This window comes from Dysgonomonas sp. 511 (assembly GCF_010501105.1).
Classification (GTDB): Bacteria; Bacteroidota; Bacteroidia; order Bacteroidales; family Dysgonomonadaceae; genus Dysgonomonas.
The window spans coordinates 1-18,431 of sequence record NZ_QVMQ01000015.1; the positions used below are offsets into that span (position 1 = coordinate 1).

An 18,431-nucleotide genomic window follows, 5' to 3' on the forward strand; every position below is an offset into this window, starting at 1 on the left:
AGTTCCGCAGGCGGGAACCTGTCCGGTGAAGGCGGCGGAGAAAGGGATGGGGCGGAGCCCGTTTATCCCTTTCTGCCGGCAAACCGATGACAGGTCGCCGAGGGACGAAGCACTAGCCTTTTGCTTCCTTTTGGGCAATGCCAAAAGGAAGGACAAGCCCAGGAGGGCGCGGCAGCATGAGCTAAAGAGAAAATGTTTAACTCAAGATGGCTTTTATACAGTATAAAAAAGAACATCTAATTTAACTACTGATTAACGTCAACAGTTGCCAGTTAACAATATCCTACCCTCACTCTACACCTAAGTCCTCCCTTTTATGGGGGGGGTGGGAAGAAAAAGTAACAAAAGTAACAGTTTCTCCCCTTTTTTTCTTGTTACTTTTCCTCTCTCTTGTCGTGGCTTGCGGCTCTCTCTCCCTTTGGAGAGAGCGGGGAGAGCGGTGGCAAAAAGTAACAAAAGTAACGCTTTTTTCATCATTTCCTATTGTTACATTTCCCCGGCTACAAGCGAGTGACTATCAGCCTACAGCTAGGCTATTATAGATAAACTTTTTTACAAAAAATAGCCTTTAAATATCAGAGCCTGTTGCCTAGCCAAACAGTTGATGGAATATCGGTATCAGCAGAGCCGTCATCACCCCCATCAATCCTATTGCAAGGCCGCTCAAAGCACCCTCTATCATACCCATTTCCATAGCTTTGGCTGTGCCCACACCATGTGCCGACGCCCCCATTGCCAAACCTTTAGCCACGCTGCTTTTTATGCCAAGCAAACGCAGGATAGGAGGCCCTACAATGCTGCCGAATATACCGCAGAAAAGCACAATGACCGCCGTAAGCGAAACGTTGCCGCCCGATTGTTCGGCAATACTCATTGCTATAGGGGTAGTCACCGACTTGGGTTCGAGGCTATAAATAAGTATCTGGTCGGCTCCGGTAATTTTGGCAAGCACAATAACACTCATAATGCCTACCACACTACCGATAAACACAGATGTGAGGATGGATACAACATTTCCTTTCAGGTAAGCCAACTGCTCGTACAACACATATCCTAAAGCGACAACCGAAGGTCCAAGCATAAAACTAACAAAGCGGCTACCCTCTTCGAATGTCCTGTAATCTATCCCCGATATTTTAAGGAACGCTATTATTATGGCTATGGAAATAATCAAAGGATGAAGCAAGCCTATCCTTGTCTTTTTGAACACCCATTGTCCGAAAAGGTAGCTGCCGAAAATCAGCAGCAGGGTAAATTCTGTAGATTCAAACAGCGCCTTCATCTTTCTTTTTCTCCATTCGTTGTTGAATAACCCCTACCACCGCTATCACCAGCATAGTGCTTACCGAGCATACGATAAGTATCGACATCCAGAACTTACTGATAAGCCCGTATGAACCCAGCAGCCCTGCGCCTGCCGGAATAAAAAAAATAGCCATATTGCGCGTGAAGGCATTGGCTACATCTTTTACATTGTCGGGATCGAAAGCCTTGAGACAAAGGCTGAGAAACAACAATATCATCCCTATTATATTCCCGGGGATAAATCCATTTATAAGGTAACTTATACCCTCGCCCAGAAAATAAAACAAAAGGATGATAAATATGCCTTTTACCATTTTCATTTTTGATAACCTCCTAATATTAACTCAGGTGCAAAGGTAGATATTTTTTTATACTTTGATTTCTAATCGGGCAAAGATTCCGGAGCAAACGCATGAAATTTACCTGAACTCAATTCAGAGCTTTGTAGAGCGAATTGAAAATCGACGGAGTCAATTATCATTCGCTCGCAGATTTTTTTCCATTTCGGGCGAATGATAATTCGCCCCTACTGTAGTCAAAACTGGAATATTATTTTTTCATGTGGTTGCCTTGGCAAAGATTTCGGATTAAACTTCCTCTTCGAAAATCTCAAGCGTAAAGTTATCGCCATCAAATACTCCGTATGAGAAATAGGTAAGCCAGTCGCCCAGTATTACCACCCGGCTCTCCCTTGTCAGGGCCAGGTCGAGCATGATATGGCGATGCCCGAAGATAAAGAAGTTAATGTTGGGGGCTACTTTCAGATGTTTCTTTGCAAAGAGGACTAGATGTTCTTTGTTCTCTCCGAAATAATCGGGCATCTCGCCGTTTTCGCGGTTGCGGTTCGACCACCAATGCGCAAAACCTACCGTCCATCGCGGATGGATAGCGGCATAAGGCACACGGCATATTTTACTATGGAAAATGCTTCGCAAAACCCTGAAAGAAAGGGATTCGTCGCCCAACCCGTCGCCATGCGCCAGAAAGAACTTCTTGCCATAAATTTCTTTTACAAGAGGTTGCAGATGCACTATCATGCCACACTCGCGTTGCAGGTAATCGGTCACCCATATATCGTGGTTGCCGATAAAAAAATGCACCTCAATCCCCGAATCGGTTATCTCTGCTATTTTTCCCAGAAAACGGACAAACCCACGAGGCACTACATTCTTATATTCGAACCAGTAATCGAAAATGTCGCCAAGCAGGTAGATAGCGGCAGCATCTTGCTTTGCCATATCTAGCCACCGGCAAAGCTTACGTTCTATCTCGAGCTGAGGGAAATAATTATCGTCCACCTTTGTCGAGGGCAAAGTCGCCTGTTGGAGTTTACCGACAGTCTTCTTATGATAACCCGAACCCAGATGAACGTCCGACAGGAAATATATCTTCTTTTTTTCCACCCGCCCAGATTTTACAGGAATCCCAGTTCGAGTTTGGCTTCTTCGCTCAGCATATCCTTTGTCCACTGCGGCTCGAAGGTCAGGTTGACAATCACATTGTTCACTCCTGTTATCGACTCCACTTTCAGCCGCACATCTTCGAGTATGAAATCGGCAGCCGGACAGTTGGGTGCTGTAAGCGTCATGGTGATAGTTACGTTGCTATCATCATCTACATCTACCTCGTAAATAAGCCCGAGGTCGTATATATTGACAGGTATTTCGGGGTCGTAAACTGTTTTCAACATGTTTACTATCTTACCTTCCAGTGCTAATAAGTCGCTCATAATCTATATTTTTTCAGTGTGTATTGTAAACACACAAATAAGTACGATAGTTTATAACCATTCTATATTGGAATTGCAAAGTTAGCATTAAGTTGGCAATTTAGCAGTTTCGGACTTATCTTTTTTATTTACAACTACAACTCTCCTTCGTCCAGATAGCTATAAAAATCCCCATCGGAAATTATTATATGGTCAAGCAGTTGTATATCCATTATCCTGCCCGCCTCCTTGAGATTGCGGGTTATCTCGTTATCGTTGCCGCTAGGATTAGAATTGCCCGAAGGATGGTTGTGGCACAATATCATAGCCGTGGCAAGCGAGTCTATCGCCTCTTTCATTATCAGACGGACATCTACTACCGTACCGTTGATGCCGCCTTTGCTCACCTGCATCTTCTTTATCACCTTGTTCGACCTGTTGAGCAGCAACACCCATACTTCTTCGTGATTCAGGTCGGCCAGTACGGGATGGAAGATATGATAAACATCGTCGCTCGATGTTATCTGTGGCTGCACCATGACTTCCGACAGCTTTCTGCGCTTTCCCAATTCCATAGCAGCGGCAATGGTTATCGCCTTTGCTTCGCCAATACCGTTGAAATTGCGGATAAGGTCTTTTATGGCAAATTTGCCTAAGGCATTGAGATTGTTAGATGCACTATGCAGGATGCGTTGCGCCAGTTCTACTGCCGTTTCATTCTTGTTGCCCGAACCAATGAGGATGCCCAGAAGTTCGGCATCGGACAATGCTGCTACACCTTTTAGCAGCATCTTCTCTCTGGGGCGGTCTTCTTCCGCCCAATCTTTAATGTTTAGTTTTTGTTTATTCTCCACAAGTTTGCTTATCTCCGGCAATTAGTATTGCAGTTGTCAATCATCTATCCTTTTCAGCACAAAAGCCGTGCGGGCAGGGATATAAAGCTTGAGCCAGCCTTTTCCGTCTTTGGCATACAATTCGTCGTAAACGGTAAAGTGTTCTACCGATTCGTCTATCAATCCATTGCCGCCATATATTGCAGAATCGGAGTTTAGTACAACTTTGTATTTTCCTTCGGGTGCAAGGAAGCCGTAATCGGAAAACGACTTGCTAGGATTGAAACTGAATACAAATATCAAATCTTCGCGCATATATGCCAACACCTGATCTTCGTCTTTATCCCAGAGCCTTATGATTTTCGTTTTCTCGAAATGCTTTTTCGATGAAATAAGGTCGAGCATAGCCTTGTCGAAATCGCCCATATAGTGGTATTTCAGGTCTTTGTTATCGGCAAGCCACCATTGCCTGCGGGCATATTTGTACGACCAACCGTTGCCCTCGCGCGGGAAATCGACCCATTCGGGATGCCCGAACTCGTTGCCCATAAAGTTGAGATAGCCGCCATTGATAGTGGAAGCCGTAGCCAAACGTATCATCTTGTGGAGGGCTATACCCCTGTCGGTCATATACGACGAGCCGTAATGCTTCGACATATACCAGTACATATCGGCATCTATCAGCCGGAAAACGATAGTCTTGTCCCCTACCAATGCCTGATCGTGACTCTCGGCGTACGAGATGGTTTTCTCATCCTCGCGCCTGTTGGTCAACTCCCAGAATATACCTGTAGGATGCCATTCTTCATCCTGCCTCTCCTTTATTATTTTTATCCAGTAGTCGGGAACATTCATTGCCATGCGGTAGTCGAACCCATAGCCGCCGTCTTTTATCTGGGTGGCCAGTCCCGGCATACCGCTTACTTCTTCGGCTATAGTTATAGCTTTCGGGTTTACTTCATGTATCAGTTTGTTGGCTAATGTGAGGTAGCAAATAGCATCATCGTCTTCGTTTCCATTGTAGTAGTCGGCGTAACCCGTAAAATTATCGCCAAGCCCGTGGCTGTAATAGAGCATGGACGTCACGCCATCGAAACGGAAACCGTCGAACTTAAATTCTTCGAGCCAGTAACGGCAATTTGACAACAGAAAATGTACGACCTCGCCTTTGCCATAATTGAAGTTGAGCGAATCCCAAGCCGGATGCTCGCGCCTGCTTCCTTCGTGGAAATATTGCGAGTACGAACCATCGAAACGCCCCAAGCCTTCTACTTCGTTCTTCACGGCATGAGAGTGAACGATATCCATAATAACAGCTATTCCCATCGCATGGGCATCGTCTATCAGGTGCTTCAATTCGTCGGGAGTGCCGAAGCGGGAAGACGGGGCAAAGAAACTGGACACATGGTAACCAAACGACCCGTAGTAAGGATGTTCCTGAATGGCCATTATCTGAATGGCGTTATAGCCGTCTTCTTTTATACGGGGCAGTATGTTCAACCTGAACTCTTCGTAAGTGCCCACTTTTTCTTCTTCGGCAGCCATGCCGATATGGCATTCGTATATCAGCAGCGGGTCGGTCTTTGGTTTGAATGTTTTTTTCTTAAACACGTAAGGCTCTTTTGGATCCCAAACCTGCGCACTGAATATCTTTGTCTGTTCGTCTTGCACCACACGGGTAGCCCATGCCGGTATGCGTTCGGCTTCGCCGCCATCCCAGCAAACTATCAGTTTAAATAAATCGCCATGCTTGATTTTGCCCGCCGGAAGTTTTATTTCCCATTCCCCGTTTTCTATACGGGCGAGGCGGAAATCTTCCTGCTTTTGCCAACCGTTGAAATCGCCGACCATGTAGATATCGGTTGCGTTGGGAGCCCACTCGCGGAATATCCACGAACGCCCTTTCTTGTGCAAGCCGAAATACAAATGCCCTGAAGCAAATTCCGAAAGGCTCACTTTTCCATTACCGGTTAGTTCGGCTTCTCTTTTGCTGACGTATTTATAACGTCCTTCTATCGCTTCTGCATATGGCTCTAGCCACTGGTCGTTTTTGATCAATTTCAGCATGGGTAATTATTTATGTTATTAAATGATGAATAAAAAGTTATAAACCCTGCTGGCCAGGCAAACGCATGAAAAAGTGACATTCCGGTTTTGACTACTGTAGGGGCGAATTATCATTCGCCCGCAGGTTTTCTCTATTTCGGGCGAATAATAATTCGCCCCTACAAGCCCAGGATTGAGTTCGGATAAATTTCATGCGTTTGCCCTGCCTGCTGGCTTATAACTTTTTATCTAAATGTTTTGATTTTATAGTTTTATCTTCACTACTACTTTCCTTATCGTGCCTTCGCCTATACATGGGGCATGGCCGTCTTGAGGAAAGAAGATTGCAAAATCGCCGGGAACGGCTGTCACCAATGTAGTTCCTTTGTCTTTGAAGAACTGGATATCTTTTTCTTCGTTGAACGGGTCGCGCTCTTCCTCCAGTTCCGTGCGGGCTTTCCATCCGTAGGTTTCCGGCTTGCTCACAGGAATCTGTATGTCGATATATTTGTTGTGTACTTCCATCTTGGCATCGTCTTCCGTTTTCATAGTGCTGTCGCTTACTGCTACAAAGAGGTCTTTGCCTTTAAGCTCTGTCTTGCCGACTTCTGCTTTTGCAAAATCTACAGATTTAACATATTCGAATGCTTCTTTAAATAACGGATGCAGGCTATAGTATGCTTCTGCATTTTTCAAACTGTCTAAAATCATGATGTTTTTTTATTGTTAAATATTTCTTTATTTTTTAATAGCCTAAGGTAGCATTATTTTTTTTAAAATGACCTACATCAAATCTTTTTGTCTTTATTAAAATTCAATTTTTAAAAGACAAGATCAACGCTGAAGATATATTTTCCGTATGCTTTTTATTACTGATCGGTATTACCAATATTGTCAATCATCTCTTCTACGTTGCCTAACCCTTTAGGATTGGGACCATAGTAATTTTCGCCATAGTCACCATCGGCAAATAAGAGCCATAATCTATAAAACGGAATCAACTGATACCATCCACTATTTTCCAGGTCGTGGCATCTTTTAGCCCCTTGCGCCCAGATAAACCAATAAGCAGGAATCAGGAGAAGAAGAAAAAGTGTAAGCGAATAGCCTGAGAAAAGAAGGACAAATGCGAAAAAATAAATATATACGACCGCTATGATCTGGCTAATTCCATATTCCAACCTGCGAATACGACCTCTAAATGAAAACGGATTTTGAAACATAAAAGTTTGTATTTACTATTTGATAATTAAAAATCAGTTTTAAAATCTCAAGATATTCATCCAGTTAAGTAGTCACTATCCCTCATCAAAACCGATAAACCGAAGAAATTTACCAAAGCAAGTTTAATAAAATTAATCGGATTTTTGGTTAATTCCTCTAATTTTTATCTGCACAACAACAAAATGTATTCTACCGACCGTATTTTTTAATTACTTTTGCCTCAAACTTAATATTTATCTAAACGTAACTATATGAAGAGGTTTCTATTTATTATTAGCATTTTAATTATGGTTTATTCTTGTAATACCACAAGCACGAAGGATGATAATCCTTTCTTCTCGGATTATACGACGCCTAACGGTGTTCCTCCTTTCGACAAAATAAAAGCGGAGCATTTCATGCCTGCAATAGAGGAAGCGATGAAGGTACACAATGCCGAAATTGATTCTATTGTAAACAACCCCGAAGTTGCTACATTCGAAAATACGATAGTGGCTCTCGACGAATCGGGCAGGATGCTAGGCCGGGTGACCGCCGCCCTTTCGGTAATGACCGGAACAATGTCTGACTCTGTTTACCAAGGCATCGAAAAACAAATGACCCCGATGCTTACTGAGCATTACGACAACATCAACTTCAACGAAAAACTGTTCGAACGCATCAAGGCTGTAAACGACGACACTGTAAACGTGGCAAAACTGACTACTGAGCAAAAGATGCTTTTGGACAAAAAATATAAAGCATTTGTGCGTTCGGGTATCTTGCTCGACGGGTCGAAACAAGCCCGCCTGCGCGAGATCAACAAAGAACTGAGCGAGGCAAGCCTTACTTTCAGCCAAAACGTAATGAAAGAGACAGACAACTACGAGTTGGTTGTAGACAAGAAAGAAGACCTTGCCGGATTGCCGGAAGGACTGATTGCCTCAGCTGCTAAAACAGCCAGCGCAAAAGGCATGGAAGGCAAATGGGTGTTCGGGTTGAATAAGACAAGCTGGGAACCATTCCTCCAATATGCAGACAACCGCGACCTCCGCGAAAAGCTATACAAGGCTATGTATATGCGCGGCGACAATGACAACGAGTTCGACAATAAAGAAAGCATCAAAAAGATAGCCAGCCTGAGACTCGAAAAAGCAAACCTGCTGGGCTATAATACCCATGCCGATTACGTATTGGAACAAACAATGGCAAAAACTCCTGCCAATGTGATGAACCTGCTCAACAGTATATGGAAATATGCCCTGCCTCAAGCTAAAAAAGAACTGGCCGAACTGCAAGCCATAGCCGACAAGGAAGGAAAGAACATCAAAATAGAATCTTGGGACTGGTGGTACTATGCCGAAAAACTACGTAAAGAGAAATATGCTCTGGATGAGGAAGCTCTGAAACCATACTTCAAAGCCGACAATGTGCGCGAAGGCGTATTCGCTGTTGCAAACAAACTGTATGGCATCACATTCAAGCAAAGAGAAGACATCCCTGTTTATCAGCAAGACGTAAAAGCCTACGAAGTGAGCGATGCCGATGGTTCTCTTATTGGAATTATCTATTTCGACGATTTCGCACGCCAGGGCAAACGTCCGGGAGCATGGATGAGCAGCTTCCGCAAACAGGAAGTTTTCAAAGGCGAGGCTGTACACCCTATTATCTACAATGTAGGAAACTACAATCCTCCTACCGACGGCAAGCCTGCATTGCTTACAATAGACCAGGTAGAGACTATGTTCCACGAATTTGGACACGGGCTGCACGGGCTATTATCGAAATGCAACTACTACGGACTATCGGGCACAGCCGTTTCGCGCGACTTTGTAGAGCTTCCTTCGCAAGTGATGGAACACTGGGCATTCGAACCGGAAGTGCTGAAAATGTATGCAAAACATTACGATACAGGCGCCGTTATACCTGACGAGCTAATCAAAAAAATACAGAATACCGGGTATTTCAACCAAGGATTCCGCACTACCGAGCTTGTTGCTGCGGCCATCCTCGATATGAACTGGTACTCAATGACCAGCGACAACAATACTAAGAATGCCGAAGGACTGAAAAACCTGGATGTACGCAAATTTGAAGCAGACGCGATGAACAAGATCGGCTTGATATCCGAAATCATCCCACGCTACCGAAGTACATACTTCCAGCATATCTTTAGTGGAGGTTATTCAGCAGGATATTACAGCTACCTGTGGTCTGAGGTGTTGGATTCCGATGCATTCCAGGCTTTTGTAGAAAAAGGAAATATCTTCGATCAGGAGACCGCCAAATCGTTCCGCGAGAATGTATTGTCGAAAGGCGGTAGCGAAGAACCAATGACACTATACAAAAAATTCAGAGGTGCAGAGCCTAACCCTGAATACCTGTTGAAAAACAGAGGATTTGTAAAATAATGAAGAGTTAAAAATTAGAAAGGTCAATAAAAGAATCACCATTCTTAATTCTTCATTTTAATTTCTAACTGATTTTTTCATATCTTTGCGGCTCAGAATTTTAACCAATTATAAAATATAATTAATGGCAACTACAGCAGATATAAGAAACGGAATGTGCATCGACATAGATGGGCAATACTTTGTTATTATCGAATTTCTACATGTAAAACCGGGTAAAGGCGCAGCTTTCGTACGCACAAAAATGAGGAGCGTAACCACAGGCCGCGTACTGGAAAGGACTTTCAATGCCGGTGTAAAACTGGATGAAGTACGTATCGAAAAACGTCCTTACCAATTCCTTTATCAGGATGATATGGGATATAATTTCATGAATACCGAAACATTCGAACAAATCTCTATACCCGGAGATTCGATCGACGGCGTTGCTTTCCTCAAAGAAGGCGATATGGTAGAAGTGCAGGTTCATGCAGAAACAGAAACCGTATTGACTGCCGAAATGCCTCAAAACGTTATTCTCGAAGTTACTTATACTGAACCGGGAATGAAAGGCGATACTGCAACCAACACCCTAAAGCCTGCAACAGTAGAAACAGGCGCCGAAGTGCGTGTACCTTTGTTTATCAACGAAGGCGACAAAATCAAAATCAGCACAAAAGACGGTTCGTATGTAGAACGTGTGAAAGGATAAATATTAATTATTTATATAAGTAAAAAGGATTTGCGATGCAAATCCTTTTTTTATTTGTGTATCCCAATGATAACGCCATTTTCGACCATTTCACTCACCTCCTGCCCACAATTGCAACACTTAAGATCAGTATATGTGAGGTCTTTGTTTGTGTAGCTTCTCGACCCGAATAAAATAAGCATAGTATAAATCAGTTGAGTTAAGTCTTTAACTGATGCGAAGATAGCAAAAATTGGGAAATGTGAATATTATCGTTCACTTATTACAAAAAAATAGGTAAATTTGTATCTCTGAAAAATATTAAAATCAATAATCAATGAAACTATATCCGTTAAAGTTTAACCCCATCCTCAAAACCATTATCTGGGGAGGAAATGAAATATCTAAATTCAAAGGAATCAGCCCTATACAAGAAGGAGTTGGCGAAAGCTGGGAAATATCGAGCGTAGATGGCAATGTATCTGTTATAGCCAACGGCGAACTCGAAGGAAAAGACCTCACCGAAGTAATTACCACATATAAAGAACAACTGGTAGGAAAACATAATTTCGAAACTTTCGGCACTACATTCCCTTTGCTTATAAAATTTATCGACGCCCGCGACAACCTCTCCATACAGGTGCACCCCGACGACGAACTGGCTAAAGATAGGCATAACTCATTCGGAAAAACCGAAATGTGGTATGTTATAAACGCAGCCCCGGGAGCTTTCCTGTATTCAGGTTTCCAAAAACAGATGAATCCCGAATCGTATGTCAAAAGTATAGACGACAATACTTTCGTAGATTATCTGGCAAAGCACGATGTAAAGAAAGGCGATGTATTCTTCCTGCCCGCCGGACGTGTACACGCCATAGGCGCAGGCACATTCATAGCCGAAATACAGCAAACATCGAATATCACATACCGCATCTACGACTACAAACGTACTGATGCGAACGGCAACGAACGCGAATTGCATACCGAACTGGCTAAAGACGCCATCGACTTCGATCTGTACGACGATTACAAAACATCGTACACCCGCAAGGAGAACCAGGCAGTAGAACTGGAGTCGTGCCGTTATTTCACGACCAATCTGCTGGAAGTAACTAAAGATATATCAAGGGATTATTCTGAAATAGATTCGTTCGTTGCATATATCTGCATGGGAGGCGAATGCAATATCCGCGACAATAAAGGCAACGACTTGAATATTAAGCAAGGCGAATCGGTACTTATCCCTGCCGACACCCAGTCGGTAAGCATAAGCCCACAGGGCGATGTCCTTCTTCTTGAGACTTACGTATAATATTGAACTGAAGATATAAACGATTACCACGATTTTTCTTTTCATAGAAAAGGTAGTGGTTTTCGTTTTTTTACAGAAGACATGAAAGGTATTCTACTGATAAATACGGGAAGCCCGGCTACGTGCAACAGGCAGGATGTGAAGTGTTTCATCCGGTCTATGTTGTCAGACCCTTATGTGATGACGGTTGCCGACTGGTTTCGTCCCATTCTTGTCAATGGCATTATAATACCTCTCAGGCAATTCAGTTCTACAAGGCATTACCAGCAGATATGGAACCCGCACTTCAAGAGTTCCCCTTTATTGCACTATGCAAAAAACCTGGCATCCAAACTGGAAACCCTCACCGAAATGCCCACCGAAGTAGCCATGCGCTATGGCGAACCGAGTGTACAGGCTGCTTTTGAGCGTTTATTGGCAAAAGACAAAAGGTTGCACGAAGTAATAGTATTGCCGTTATTCCCCCAGTATGCAGATTCGTCGTACCAAACGGTAGTCGATCATGTAGGAAAAGTATTCTTCAAACAGCCCTACCCTTTCCGGCTGAAATTTATAGAACCATACTTCAACCATCCCGCTTACATTAAGTCGTTGGCAGAAAGCATCCGCCCATATCTCGAACAAGGGATCGACAAGCTGATTTTCACATTCCATAGCCTGCCGCTCAGCCATGTAGAAAAGGGTTGGGAAAAAGGGCGCGATTTCGACTATGTCTTCCAGACCAAAGAAACGGTCCGCCTTGTGCTTCGCGAATTGGAACTGAACACCAACAAAACACGGCTGGTATATCATTCGGCAATGGGAAGCAACTGGCTCAAACCCGACCTAGACTCTACTATCACAGAACTGGCAAAAGACGGGGTGAAAAAAGTAGCAGTAATAGCACCCGGATTTGCCGCCGACAACTTGGAGACGCTTTATGACATCAGTATAAAAAGCCGGAAACTGTTTTTGAAAGAAGGCGGACAATCATTCCATTACATACCCTGCCTCAACGACAATGACAGTTGGGTGAAGGACATAGCCAAAATAATCTTGTAAAAAAATGAAGCGTATCTTATTTTTCAACGACAGCATGACAATGGGAGGGACAGAAGTCCTTCTTGTAGACCTGCTCAACAGTCTGAAACAGAAGAAATGTGAAATTACGCTATTACTCCCCCACCCTTCCGACAAGGATATCCTATTGAAGAAATTATCTGCCGGCATTGCTGTTAAATATTTGTCTCCATCTGCCGGCTCTCACCTAAAAAAAAAGGCAGAAGAAAACCTGATGATTTTCTTCCCCCGTTTATTCCTGCTTTTGAAAAAAGAATTGAAACAATCTGATTACGACCTGATTGTTTGCTTCAAAGAATCATTTTTCGCACGCATATTTTCTATAATGGATTTGCCCAAAATACTTTGGATACATAATATATTATATAAAAGAAAATATGAGGAAACGTCATTCAAAGAAAAGATTTCTGTATGGTTAAACAAAAAGCAGCTAAAGGCTACACAGCACTCCTACAACAAATTCGATACGGTCGTTTGTGTATCCGAAGCTGCAAAAGATGCCTATATCAACATCTTGCACAATGGGAACATCCCTCAACAAGACATACGGGTGATTTACAATGCCATAGACTTCTCTAAAATAATAGAATTGTCGAAATCGCCAATCGAAAACCTGCCACAAGACCAAACCAGTCTTGCCCTCATCACACGCAACTCGCCCGAAAAACGGATAGACAGGCTTATATACGCCTCGGCCAAGCTGAAAGATGAGGGGTACAACTTTAGAGTATATATAATAGGAGACATCGACGACGAATATCTCCGCAGCCAGATAAAGGACAACAACCTGCAAGAAACAATAATACCCAAAGGACGGCTCGACAACCCCTTCCCCTATATACTGCAAGCTAAATGGTCGCTATGTATATCCGAACGGGAGAGCTTCTCTCTTTCGCTACTCGAATCCATGGTACTGAACACACCTGTGATAACTACCGATTGCGGAGGCCCTCGCGAAATAGTAGACGATGGGAGATATGGCATCTTGGTAGAAAACAGTTCGCAAGGAGTATATAACGGCATAAAGATGGTATTGGACAATCCCTCGCTCCATATGCAGTACAGCGCCGGGTTAAACAACGCCGCATCCCGCTTCGAATACGGGAAATGGCTAAAAAATATCTATAATCTGCTGGATATATGACCTAAAGACATGAGCAAAACTTATTAACAATAATACGGACTTTTCAACATTAAAAGCAATGTTTAGCATATTTAACATCCACTTCCTGTTTTTTATTATTTAATTTGTCGTCTCAAAAATTTACAAAAAACTATATGGGTAAAATAATCGCTTTGGCCAACCAAAAGGGAGGCGTAGGAAAAACAACTACAACAATCAATTTAGCCGCTTCACTGGCAGCATTAGAGAAAAAAGTACTTGTAGTAGACGCCGATCCTCAGGCAAATGCGTCTTCGGGATTGGGTATCGACATCAAGAAGGTAAACAAAACGATATACGAATGCCTTATCGGGACTGCTTCGCCAAAAGAAGCCATTATCAAAACCGAGATAGACAGGCTCGAAGTGCTTCCTTCTCATATCAACCTTGTAGGAGCAGAACTGGAAATGCTCAATATAGAAAACCGCGAAAAGCAAATGGCTGAGGTACTTGTGCCATTGAAAGAGGATTATGACTTTATCCTTATAGACTGCTCGCCTTCGCTGGGACTGATAACAGTAAACGCCCTTACAGCCGCCGACTCCATTATCATACCTGTGCAATGCGAATACTTTGCACTCGAAGGAATCAGCAAACTACTGAATACCATAAAAATAATAAAGAATAAGCTAAACCCTATCCTCGAAATAGAAGGCTTCCTGCTCACAATGTACGATGCACGCCTCCGTCTGGCAAACCAAATATACGAAGAAGTAAAAAGCCATTTCCAGGATTTGGTATTTACTACAGTTATCCAGCGGAATGTGAAGCTGAGCGAATCGCAAAGTTTTGCACAGCCCGTATTGCTTTACGATGCCGCATCGAAAGGATCGCACAACCACATACAACTGGCAAAAGAACTAATAGAGAAAAATTCGTAACTTTGCAACCCACCGTTTCAAAGTAAAACAAATAGAACAAAAGATATATGGCTAAAAAAATGGTTTTAGGAAGGGGGCTTGATGCCCTTATTACCATTGATGAAGTAAAAACAGAAGGCTCATCTTCCATCAACGAAATAGAATTATCGAAGATAAAGGCTAATCCCGGTCAGCCAAGGCACGTATTCGACGAAGAAGCCTTGCAGGAGCTTGCCACATCTATCAGGCAGATAGGTGTCATCCAACCTATAACTCTGCGTCAGGTAGCCGACGACGAATACCAGATCATCGCCGGAGAACGCCGTTACAGGGCTTCGCAGATTGCAGGACTGACCTCTATTCCTGCATATGTAAAAACAGCCAAAGACGAAACCGTGATGGAAATGGCGTTGATAGAAAACATTCAGCGCGAAGACCTTAATGCCATAGAAATAGCCTTAGCCTATCAAAACCTGATAGAAACATACAACCTTACCCAGGAACAACTCAGCGAACGCGTAGGCAAAAAACGCACGACCATTGCCAATTACCTACGCCTGCTCAAGCTCCCTGCCGAAATACAAATGGGACTGAGAGACAAAAAGATAGATATGGCGCATGCACGCACCATTGTCACTCTGGAAGATGCTCCTGCCCAACTCGAAGTTTACGAACTGATACTGGAAGAAGGACTTTCTGTCCGCAAAGTTGAGGAATACGTACGTGCCATAAGCCGTGGCGAAAAGCTTGAAGACCTGCTCAAAGAAGAAAAAGCAGTAGAAACCGTAAAGAAATCGGGAGTAAAAAAAGCTACGCCTCAGGAGTTTGAATTACTGAAAAGCCACCTATCCAAATTCTTCTCTACAAAGGTACAAATGACCTGCAACGAAGGAGGAAAAGGCAAAATAAGCATTCCGTTCAAATCGGAAGAAGAATTAGAGAGAATAATTGCTATCTTTGACCAGTTGAAAAAATAATAGGAAAAGTTTTTCGTATATAAATATTATGAGGAGAAAGTTTGCAATTTGTCTGTGGTTCTTTTTGGGTAGTATATTTACAATGTTACATGCCCAGAAACCAGAGAAAATAAATACACAAGACTCCGTTCCTCCTGTTTCGGCCTCTGCCGATACTATAACTCGCCTACAGATGGAAAAGCCTGTACTTATTCAGGATTCAACCATCACGATTACTTTAGGCAAAAAAGAATTTAAGCCCGACTCCAAAAAGGCTGTAATCTATTCAGCCATATTCCCGGGATTGGGACAAATATACAACCGCAAATACTGGAAACTGCCCATCATCTACGGAGGGGCCTTAGGGCTTACATATGCCATTACTTGGAACGGGCGCATGTTTTCGGATTACAACGATGCGTACAGAGACCTTGTTACCAATAGCGGAAAAAGCTACCTGGATTTCATTAGCGACGAAGACAAGATCAACTCCAACAGGGATTATTATACATCGCTATTCAAAAGCAGAAGAGACTACTTCCGCCGCAACAGGGATTTGGCGATCATCATAGCAGTAGGCGTTTACGCGCTGTGTATGATAGATGCCTATGTAGACGCCCAGTTATACGATTTCGATATGTCTCCCGACCTCTCGATGAGAGTTGTCCCTGTCATAACAATGCCTACCTCCTATTCCTCCACTTCGTTTGGAATACAGTGCTCTATATTTTTTTAACATACTATTATCTGTAATTTCGACAAAAGCTCTGTATCTTTATTTTCTATTTAGAGATATAATCCATTATTTATTAAGGCTGTGCCGTAAACTCTGTCAGTTGCAATTTGATGGATACATTTTTTGTACTTAATAAAACCCTATGCTGAAAAGACTATTACTTACAGGACTATACATGAGCTTTGCATTCTCTATGCTTGCTCAAAATCAACCGTCGTTGCGCGAAACCATAACAGATAAAGATATTGTTTATCCAACCGAAATGGAACGTAATTACGACGAACTATTAACCAAATGGAGCAAAGAAATAAAATATGCCAGCGATTGCCATTCGGGCAGCAGCGGCTCTGTTTCGTTTCCCGACTCGGTATATATAAAGCGCTTGTACTCATTGCCCACCCAGATGGAACTGGTGTTCAACCCTGTAGTCAGAGATTACATAGAAATGTATGTCGGACGCAGGCGCAACCAGGTAAGCTATATGCTCGGAAAAGGAAAATACTTCTTCCCCATATTCGAAGAAGCGCTTGACAAAGCCGGCTTACCACTCGAACTGAAATACCTACCTGTCATAGAATCTGCCCTAAACCCGATAGCCCGGTCGAGAGTGGGAGCTACAGGGCTCTGGCAATTTATGGCGCCAACCGGCAAGATGTACGACCTCGAAGTCAACAGCCTTGTCGACGAAAGACGCGACCCACACAAATCGACAGAAGCGGCAGCAAGGTACCTGAAAGATTTGTACAATATATATAAAGACTGGAACCTGGTAATAGCAGCCTACAACTGCGGCCCGGGAAATGTAAATAAAGCGATGCGCCGTAGCGGCGGGCAAACCGATTACTGGGCAATATACCCGTACCTGCCTCGCGAAACCCGGGGCTATGTACCCGCATTTATTGCCGCCACCTATGCAATGAATTATTACGAAGAACATAATATATGCCCCGGAGAATGCAATCATCCGGCTTCGATGGATTCTGTTGTAGTAGACAAGCATATACACTTTCAACAAATAGCCGATGTGCTGAACGTAGATATCGACGACCTGCGCACATACAACCCTCAATTTAAAGATGATATCGTTCCCGGCGAATACAAACCTTACAATATAAACCTGCCGATAGGCAAAGTCAGTGCATTCCTCGACAAAAAAGATGCTATACTTACCCACAAGTCTAACCAATACCTTACCCACCGCAAAACAGCCGGCGTAGACGTTGTTGGCGGCAGTAGAAATTCGAGCGGAATGATTACATACAGGGTAAAAAGGGGAGATTCTATGGCTCGTATTGCCAACCGTTATGGAGTAACCACTACACAGTTGAAGCAATGGAATGGACTATCGTCTAACAGATTATCGGTAGGAAGGCGTTTAAAGATTTACAAGTCTGCACCTAAACAGCAAACCCAATCCGAAACATTAGCTGCAAATACGACTAATGCCACTGCTTCGGCAACCAAAAGCGACACTACCGTAATATCCGTTTCGGGGCTTACACGCACTGTAAGCGTACCTAAAACTACTACCTCGTACTACAAAATCAGAAGAGGTGATACATGGGCTGGAATCGCAAAAAAGAACAAAACAACTGTAGCCCAAATAAAAGCCTGGAACAATACGAAATCGAACAGCCTCATAGTAGGAAAAACCCTGAAAATAGAAAAAACAGAATATGTTGAGATACAGGAACCTGTAAAATTGCCGGAACCCGAATTGACCGTCGTATCCGTTGACACCACATATACAGCCGAATTTCTGGGCGACTACGTAAAGAGCCTGGAACTGAGCAACTCTTCGTCATCCTTGCCGCTCATCCAGATCGAATCGGGCGACGACGACAATGATGCCGGACGAACGACCGGTATTGATGATAAAAAAATTATATATCATAAAGTAAAAATAGGGGAAACAGTTACGCAGATAGCCGCCCGCTACAATGTAACAAAAAAAGACATCCTTTCGTGGAACCACCTGCCTTCGGGCATGGCTAAAGTAGGTCAAAGGCTACTTATATACCTGCCAGACACCGAAGTAAACTCCGACAACAACAACATCGGCGATGCCGGTGCCAGAAGTACTAAAAAGGAAAAAGACGAAAAAGCTACGACATAGTATTCAGAATTTGAGACAGATAAAATCAATTTTAAAGCAGTAATTTACACGCAC

The 18,431-nt window shown here is 43.2% G+C and carries 17 protein-coding genes; 9 read left to right on the forward strand and 8 right to left on the reverse strand.

Annotated features, from left to right (window positions below; all coding sequences use genetic code 11):
* Positions 1 to 589: 589 nt before the first annotated feature.
* The 8 genes from D0T57_RS08290 to D0T57_RS08325 all read right to left on the reverse strand — a co-directional run bounded on the left by D0T57_RS08290 (position 590) and on the right by D0T57_RS08325 (position 7,115).
* Positions 590 to 1,282, reverse strand: coding sequence for an LrgB family protein (locus D0T57_RS08290; RefSeq protein ID WP_163272750.1), 693 nt, complete (start codon positions 1,280 to 1,282; stop codon positions 590 to 592).
* Positions 1,266 to 1,625 carry a CidA/LrgA family protein gene (locus D0T57_RS08295; RefSeq protein WP_163272752.1) on the reverse strand — a complete coding sequence of 120 codons (360 nt, stop codon included), beginning with the start codon at positions 1,623 to 1,625 and terminating at the stop codon, positions 1,266 to 1,268. Before D0T57_RS08295 ends, D0T57_RS08290 begins: the two co-directional genes overlap by 17 nt.
* A 267-nt stretch (positions 1,626 to 1,892) precedes the next feature.
* The gene (locus D0T57_RS08300) at positions 1,893 to 2,708 is read right to left on the reverse strand and encodes a UDP-2,3-diacylglucosamine diphosphatase (protein ID WP_163272754.1); all 816 of its coding nucleotides are present in this window, start codon (positions 2,706 to 2,708) and stop codon (positions 1,893 to 1,895) included.
* Positions 2,709 to 2,719: 11 nt separating this feature from the next.
* Positions 2,720 to 3,034: a metal-sulfur cluster assembly factor gene (locus D0T57_RS08305; protein WP_163272756.1), complete on the reverse strand. Its 315-nt coding sequence runs from the start codon at positions 3,032 to 3,034 to the stop codon at positions 2,720 to 2,722.
* Between the two features lie 134 nt (positions 3,035 to 3,168).
* Positions 3,169 to 3,867, reverse strand: coding sequence for a DNA repair protein RadC (gene radC, locus D0T57_RS08310; RefSeq protein WP_163272757.1), 699 nt, complete (start codon positions 3,865 to 3,867; stop codon positions 3,169 to 3,171).
* 36 nt (positions 3,868 to 3,903) lie between these two features.
* A complete protein-coding gene (locus D0T57_RS08315; RefSeq protein WP_163272758.1) occupies positions 3,904 to 5,913 on the reverse strand; it encodes an alpha amylase C-terminal domain-containing protein in 2,010 nt (669 codons plus the stop codon).
* 243 nt (positions 5,914 to 6,156) lie between these two features.
* The gene (locus tag D0T57_RS08320) at positions 6,157 to 6,603 is read right to left on the reverse strand and encodes a YhcH/YjgK/YiaL family protein (protein ID WP_163272760.1); all 447 of its coding nucleotides are present in this window, start codon (positions 6,601 to 6,603) and stop codon (positions 6,157 to 6,159) included.
* A 158-nt stretch (positions 6,604 to 6,761) separates the two neighbouring features.
* Entirely contained in the window at positions 6,762 to 7,115 is a 354-nt protein-coding gene (locus D0T57_RS08325; RefSeq protein WP_163272762.1) for a DUF805 domain-containing protein, read from the reverse strand.
* 252 nt (positions 7,116 to 7,367) lie between these two features.
* Here D0T57_RS08325 and D0T57_RS08330 point away from each other — a divergent pair, with 252 nt between their 5' ends.
* The 9 genes from D0T57_RS08330 to D0T57_RS08370 all read left to right on the forward strand — a co-directional run bounded on the left by D0T57_RS08330 (position 7,368) and on the right by D0T57_RS08370 (position 18,377).
* A complete protein-coding gene (locus tag D0T57_RS08330; RefSeq protein ID WP_163272764.1) occupies positions 7,368 to 9,506 on the forward strand; it encodes a M3 family metallopeptidase in 2,139 nt (712 codons plus the stop codon).
* Positions 9,507 to 9,630: 124 nt separating this feature from the next.
* A complete protein-coding gene (gene efp / locus D0T57_RS08335; protein ID WP_163272765.1) occupies positions 9,631 to 10,197 on the forward strand; it encodes an elongation factor P in 567 nt (188 codons plus the stop codon).
* Between the two features lie 316 nt (positions 10,198 to 10,513).
* The gene (locus D0T57_RS08340; protein ID WP_163272767.1) at positions 10,514 to 11,488 is read left to right on the forward strand and encodes a type I phosphomannose isomerase catalytic subunit; all 975 of its coding nucleotides are present in this window, start codon (positions 10,514 to 10,516) and stop codon (positions 11,486 to 11,488) included.
* Between the two features lie 81 nt (positions 11,489 to 11,569).
* Entirely contained in the window at positions 11,570 to 12,529 is a 960-nt protein-coding gene (gene hemH / locus D0T57_RS08345) for a ferrochelatase (RefSeq protein WP_163272769.1), read from the forward strand.
* 4 nt (positions 12,530 to 12,533) lie between these two features.
* A complete protein-coding gene (locus D0T57_RS08350; protein ID WP_163272771.1) occupies positions 12,534 to 13,691 on the forward strand; it encodes a glycosyltransferase in 1,158 nt (385 codons plus the stop codon).
* Positions 13,692 to 13,825: 134 nt separating this feature from the next.
* Complete coding sequence (locus tag D0T57_RS08355; protein WP_163272773.1) at positions 13,826 to 14,590, forward strand: ParA family protein; 765 nt, start codon at positions 13,826 to 13,828, stop codon at positions 14,588 to 14,590.
* A 47-nt stretch (positions 14,591 to 14,637) separates the two neighbouring features.
* Positions 14,638 to 15,546 carry a ParB/RepB/Spo0J family partition protein gene (locus tag D0T57_RS08360; RefSeq protein WP_163272775.1) on the forward strand — a complete coding sequence of 303 codons (909 nt, stop codon included), beginning with the start codon at positions 14,638 to 14,640 and terminating at the stop codon, positions 15,544 to 15,546.
* Between the two features lie 28 nt (positions 15,547 to 15,574).
* The gene (locus D0T57_RS08365; protein WP_163272777.1) at positions 15,575 to 16,261 is read left to right on the forward strand and encodes a DUF5683 domain-containing protein; all 687 of its coding nucleotides are present in this window, start codon (positions 15,575 to 15,577) and stop codon (positions 16,259 to 16,261) included.
* A 142-nt stretch (positions 16,262 to 16,403) separates the two neighbouring features.
* On the forward strand, positions 16,404 to 18,377 hold the full coding sequence (locus D0T57_RS08370; protein WP_163272779.1) for a LysM peptidoglycan-binding domain-containing protein: 1,974 nt from the start codon (positions 16,404 to 16,406) through the stop codon (positions 18,375 to 18,377).
* The last annotated feature ends 54 nt before the right edge of the window (positions 18,378 to 18,431 follow it).

Coding starts and splice junctions, on each gene's coding strand:
- D0T57_RS08360 (WP_163272775.1), top strand. CDS start 14,638: ATGGCTAAAAAAATGGTTTTAGGAAGGGGGCTTGATGCCCTTATTACC.
- D0T57_RS08305 (WP_163272756.1), bottom strand. CDS start 3,034: ATGAGCGACTTATTAGCACTGGAAGGTAAGATAGTAAACATGTTGAAA.
- D0T57_RS08325 (WP_163272762.1), bottom strand. CDS start 7,115: ATGTTTCAAAATCCGTTTTCATTTAGAGGTCGTATTCGCAGGTTGGAA.
- efp (WP_163272765.1), top strand. CDS start 9,631: ATGGCAACTACAGCAGATATAAGAAACGGAATGTGCATCGACATAGAT.
- D0T57_RS08290 (WP_163272750.1), bottom strand. CDS start 1,282: ATGAAGGCGCTGTTTGAATCTACAGAATTTACCCTGCTGCTGATTTTC.
- D0T57_RS08365 (WP_163272777.1), top strand. CDS start 15,575: ATGAGGAGAAAGTTTGCAATTTGTCTGTGGTTCTTTTTGGGTAGTATA.
- D0T57_RS08340 (WP_163272767.1), top strand. CDS start 10,514: ATGAAACTATATCCGTTAAAGTTTAACCCCATCCTCAAAACCATTATC.
- hemH (WP_163272769.1), top strand. CDS start 11,570: ATGAAAGGTATTCTACTGATAAATACGGGAAGCCCGGCTACGTGCAAC.
- D0T57_RS08330 (WP_163272764.1), top strand. CDS start 7,368: ATGAAGAGGTTTCTATTTATTATTAGCATTTTAATTATGGTTTATTCT.
- D0T57_RS08315 (WP_163272758.1), bottom strand. CDS start 5,913: ATGCTGAAATTGATCAAAAACGACCAGTGGCTAGAGCCATATGCAGAA.
- D0T57_RS08350 (WP_163272771.1), top strand. CDS start 12,534: ATGAAGCGTATCTTATTTTTCAACGACAGCATGACAATGGGAGGGACA.
- D0T57_RS08355 (WP_163272773.1), top strand. CDS start 13,826: ATGGGTAAAATAATCGCTTTGGCCAACCAAAAGGGAGGCGTAGGAAAA.
- D0T57_RS08370 (WP_163272779.1), top strand. CDS start 16,404: ATGCTGAAAAGACTATTACTTACAGGACTATACATGAGCTTTGCATTC.
- D0T57_RS08320 (WP_163272760.1), bottom strand. CDS start 6,603: ATGATTTTAGACAGTTTGAAAAATGCAGAAGCATACTATAGCCTGCAT.
- D0T57_RS08295 (WP_163272752.1), bottom strand. CDS start 1,625: ATGAAAATGGTAAAAGGCATATTTATCATCCTTTTGTTTTATTTTCTG.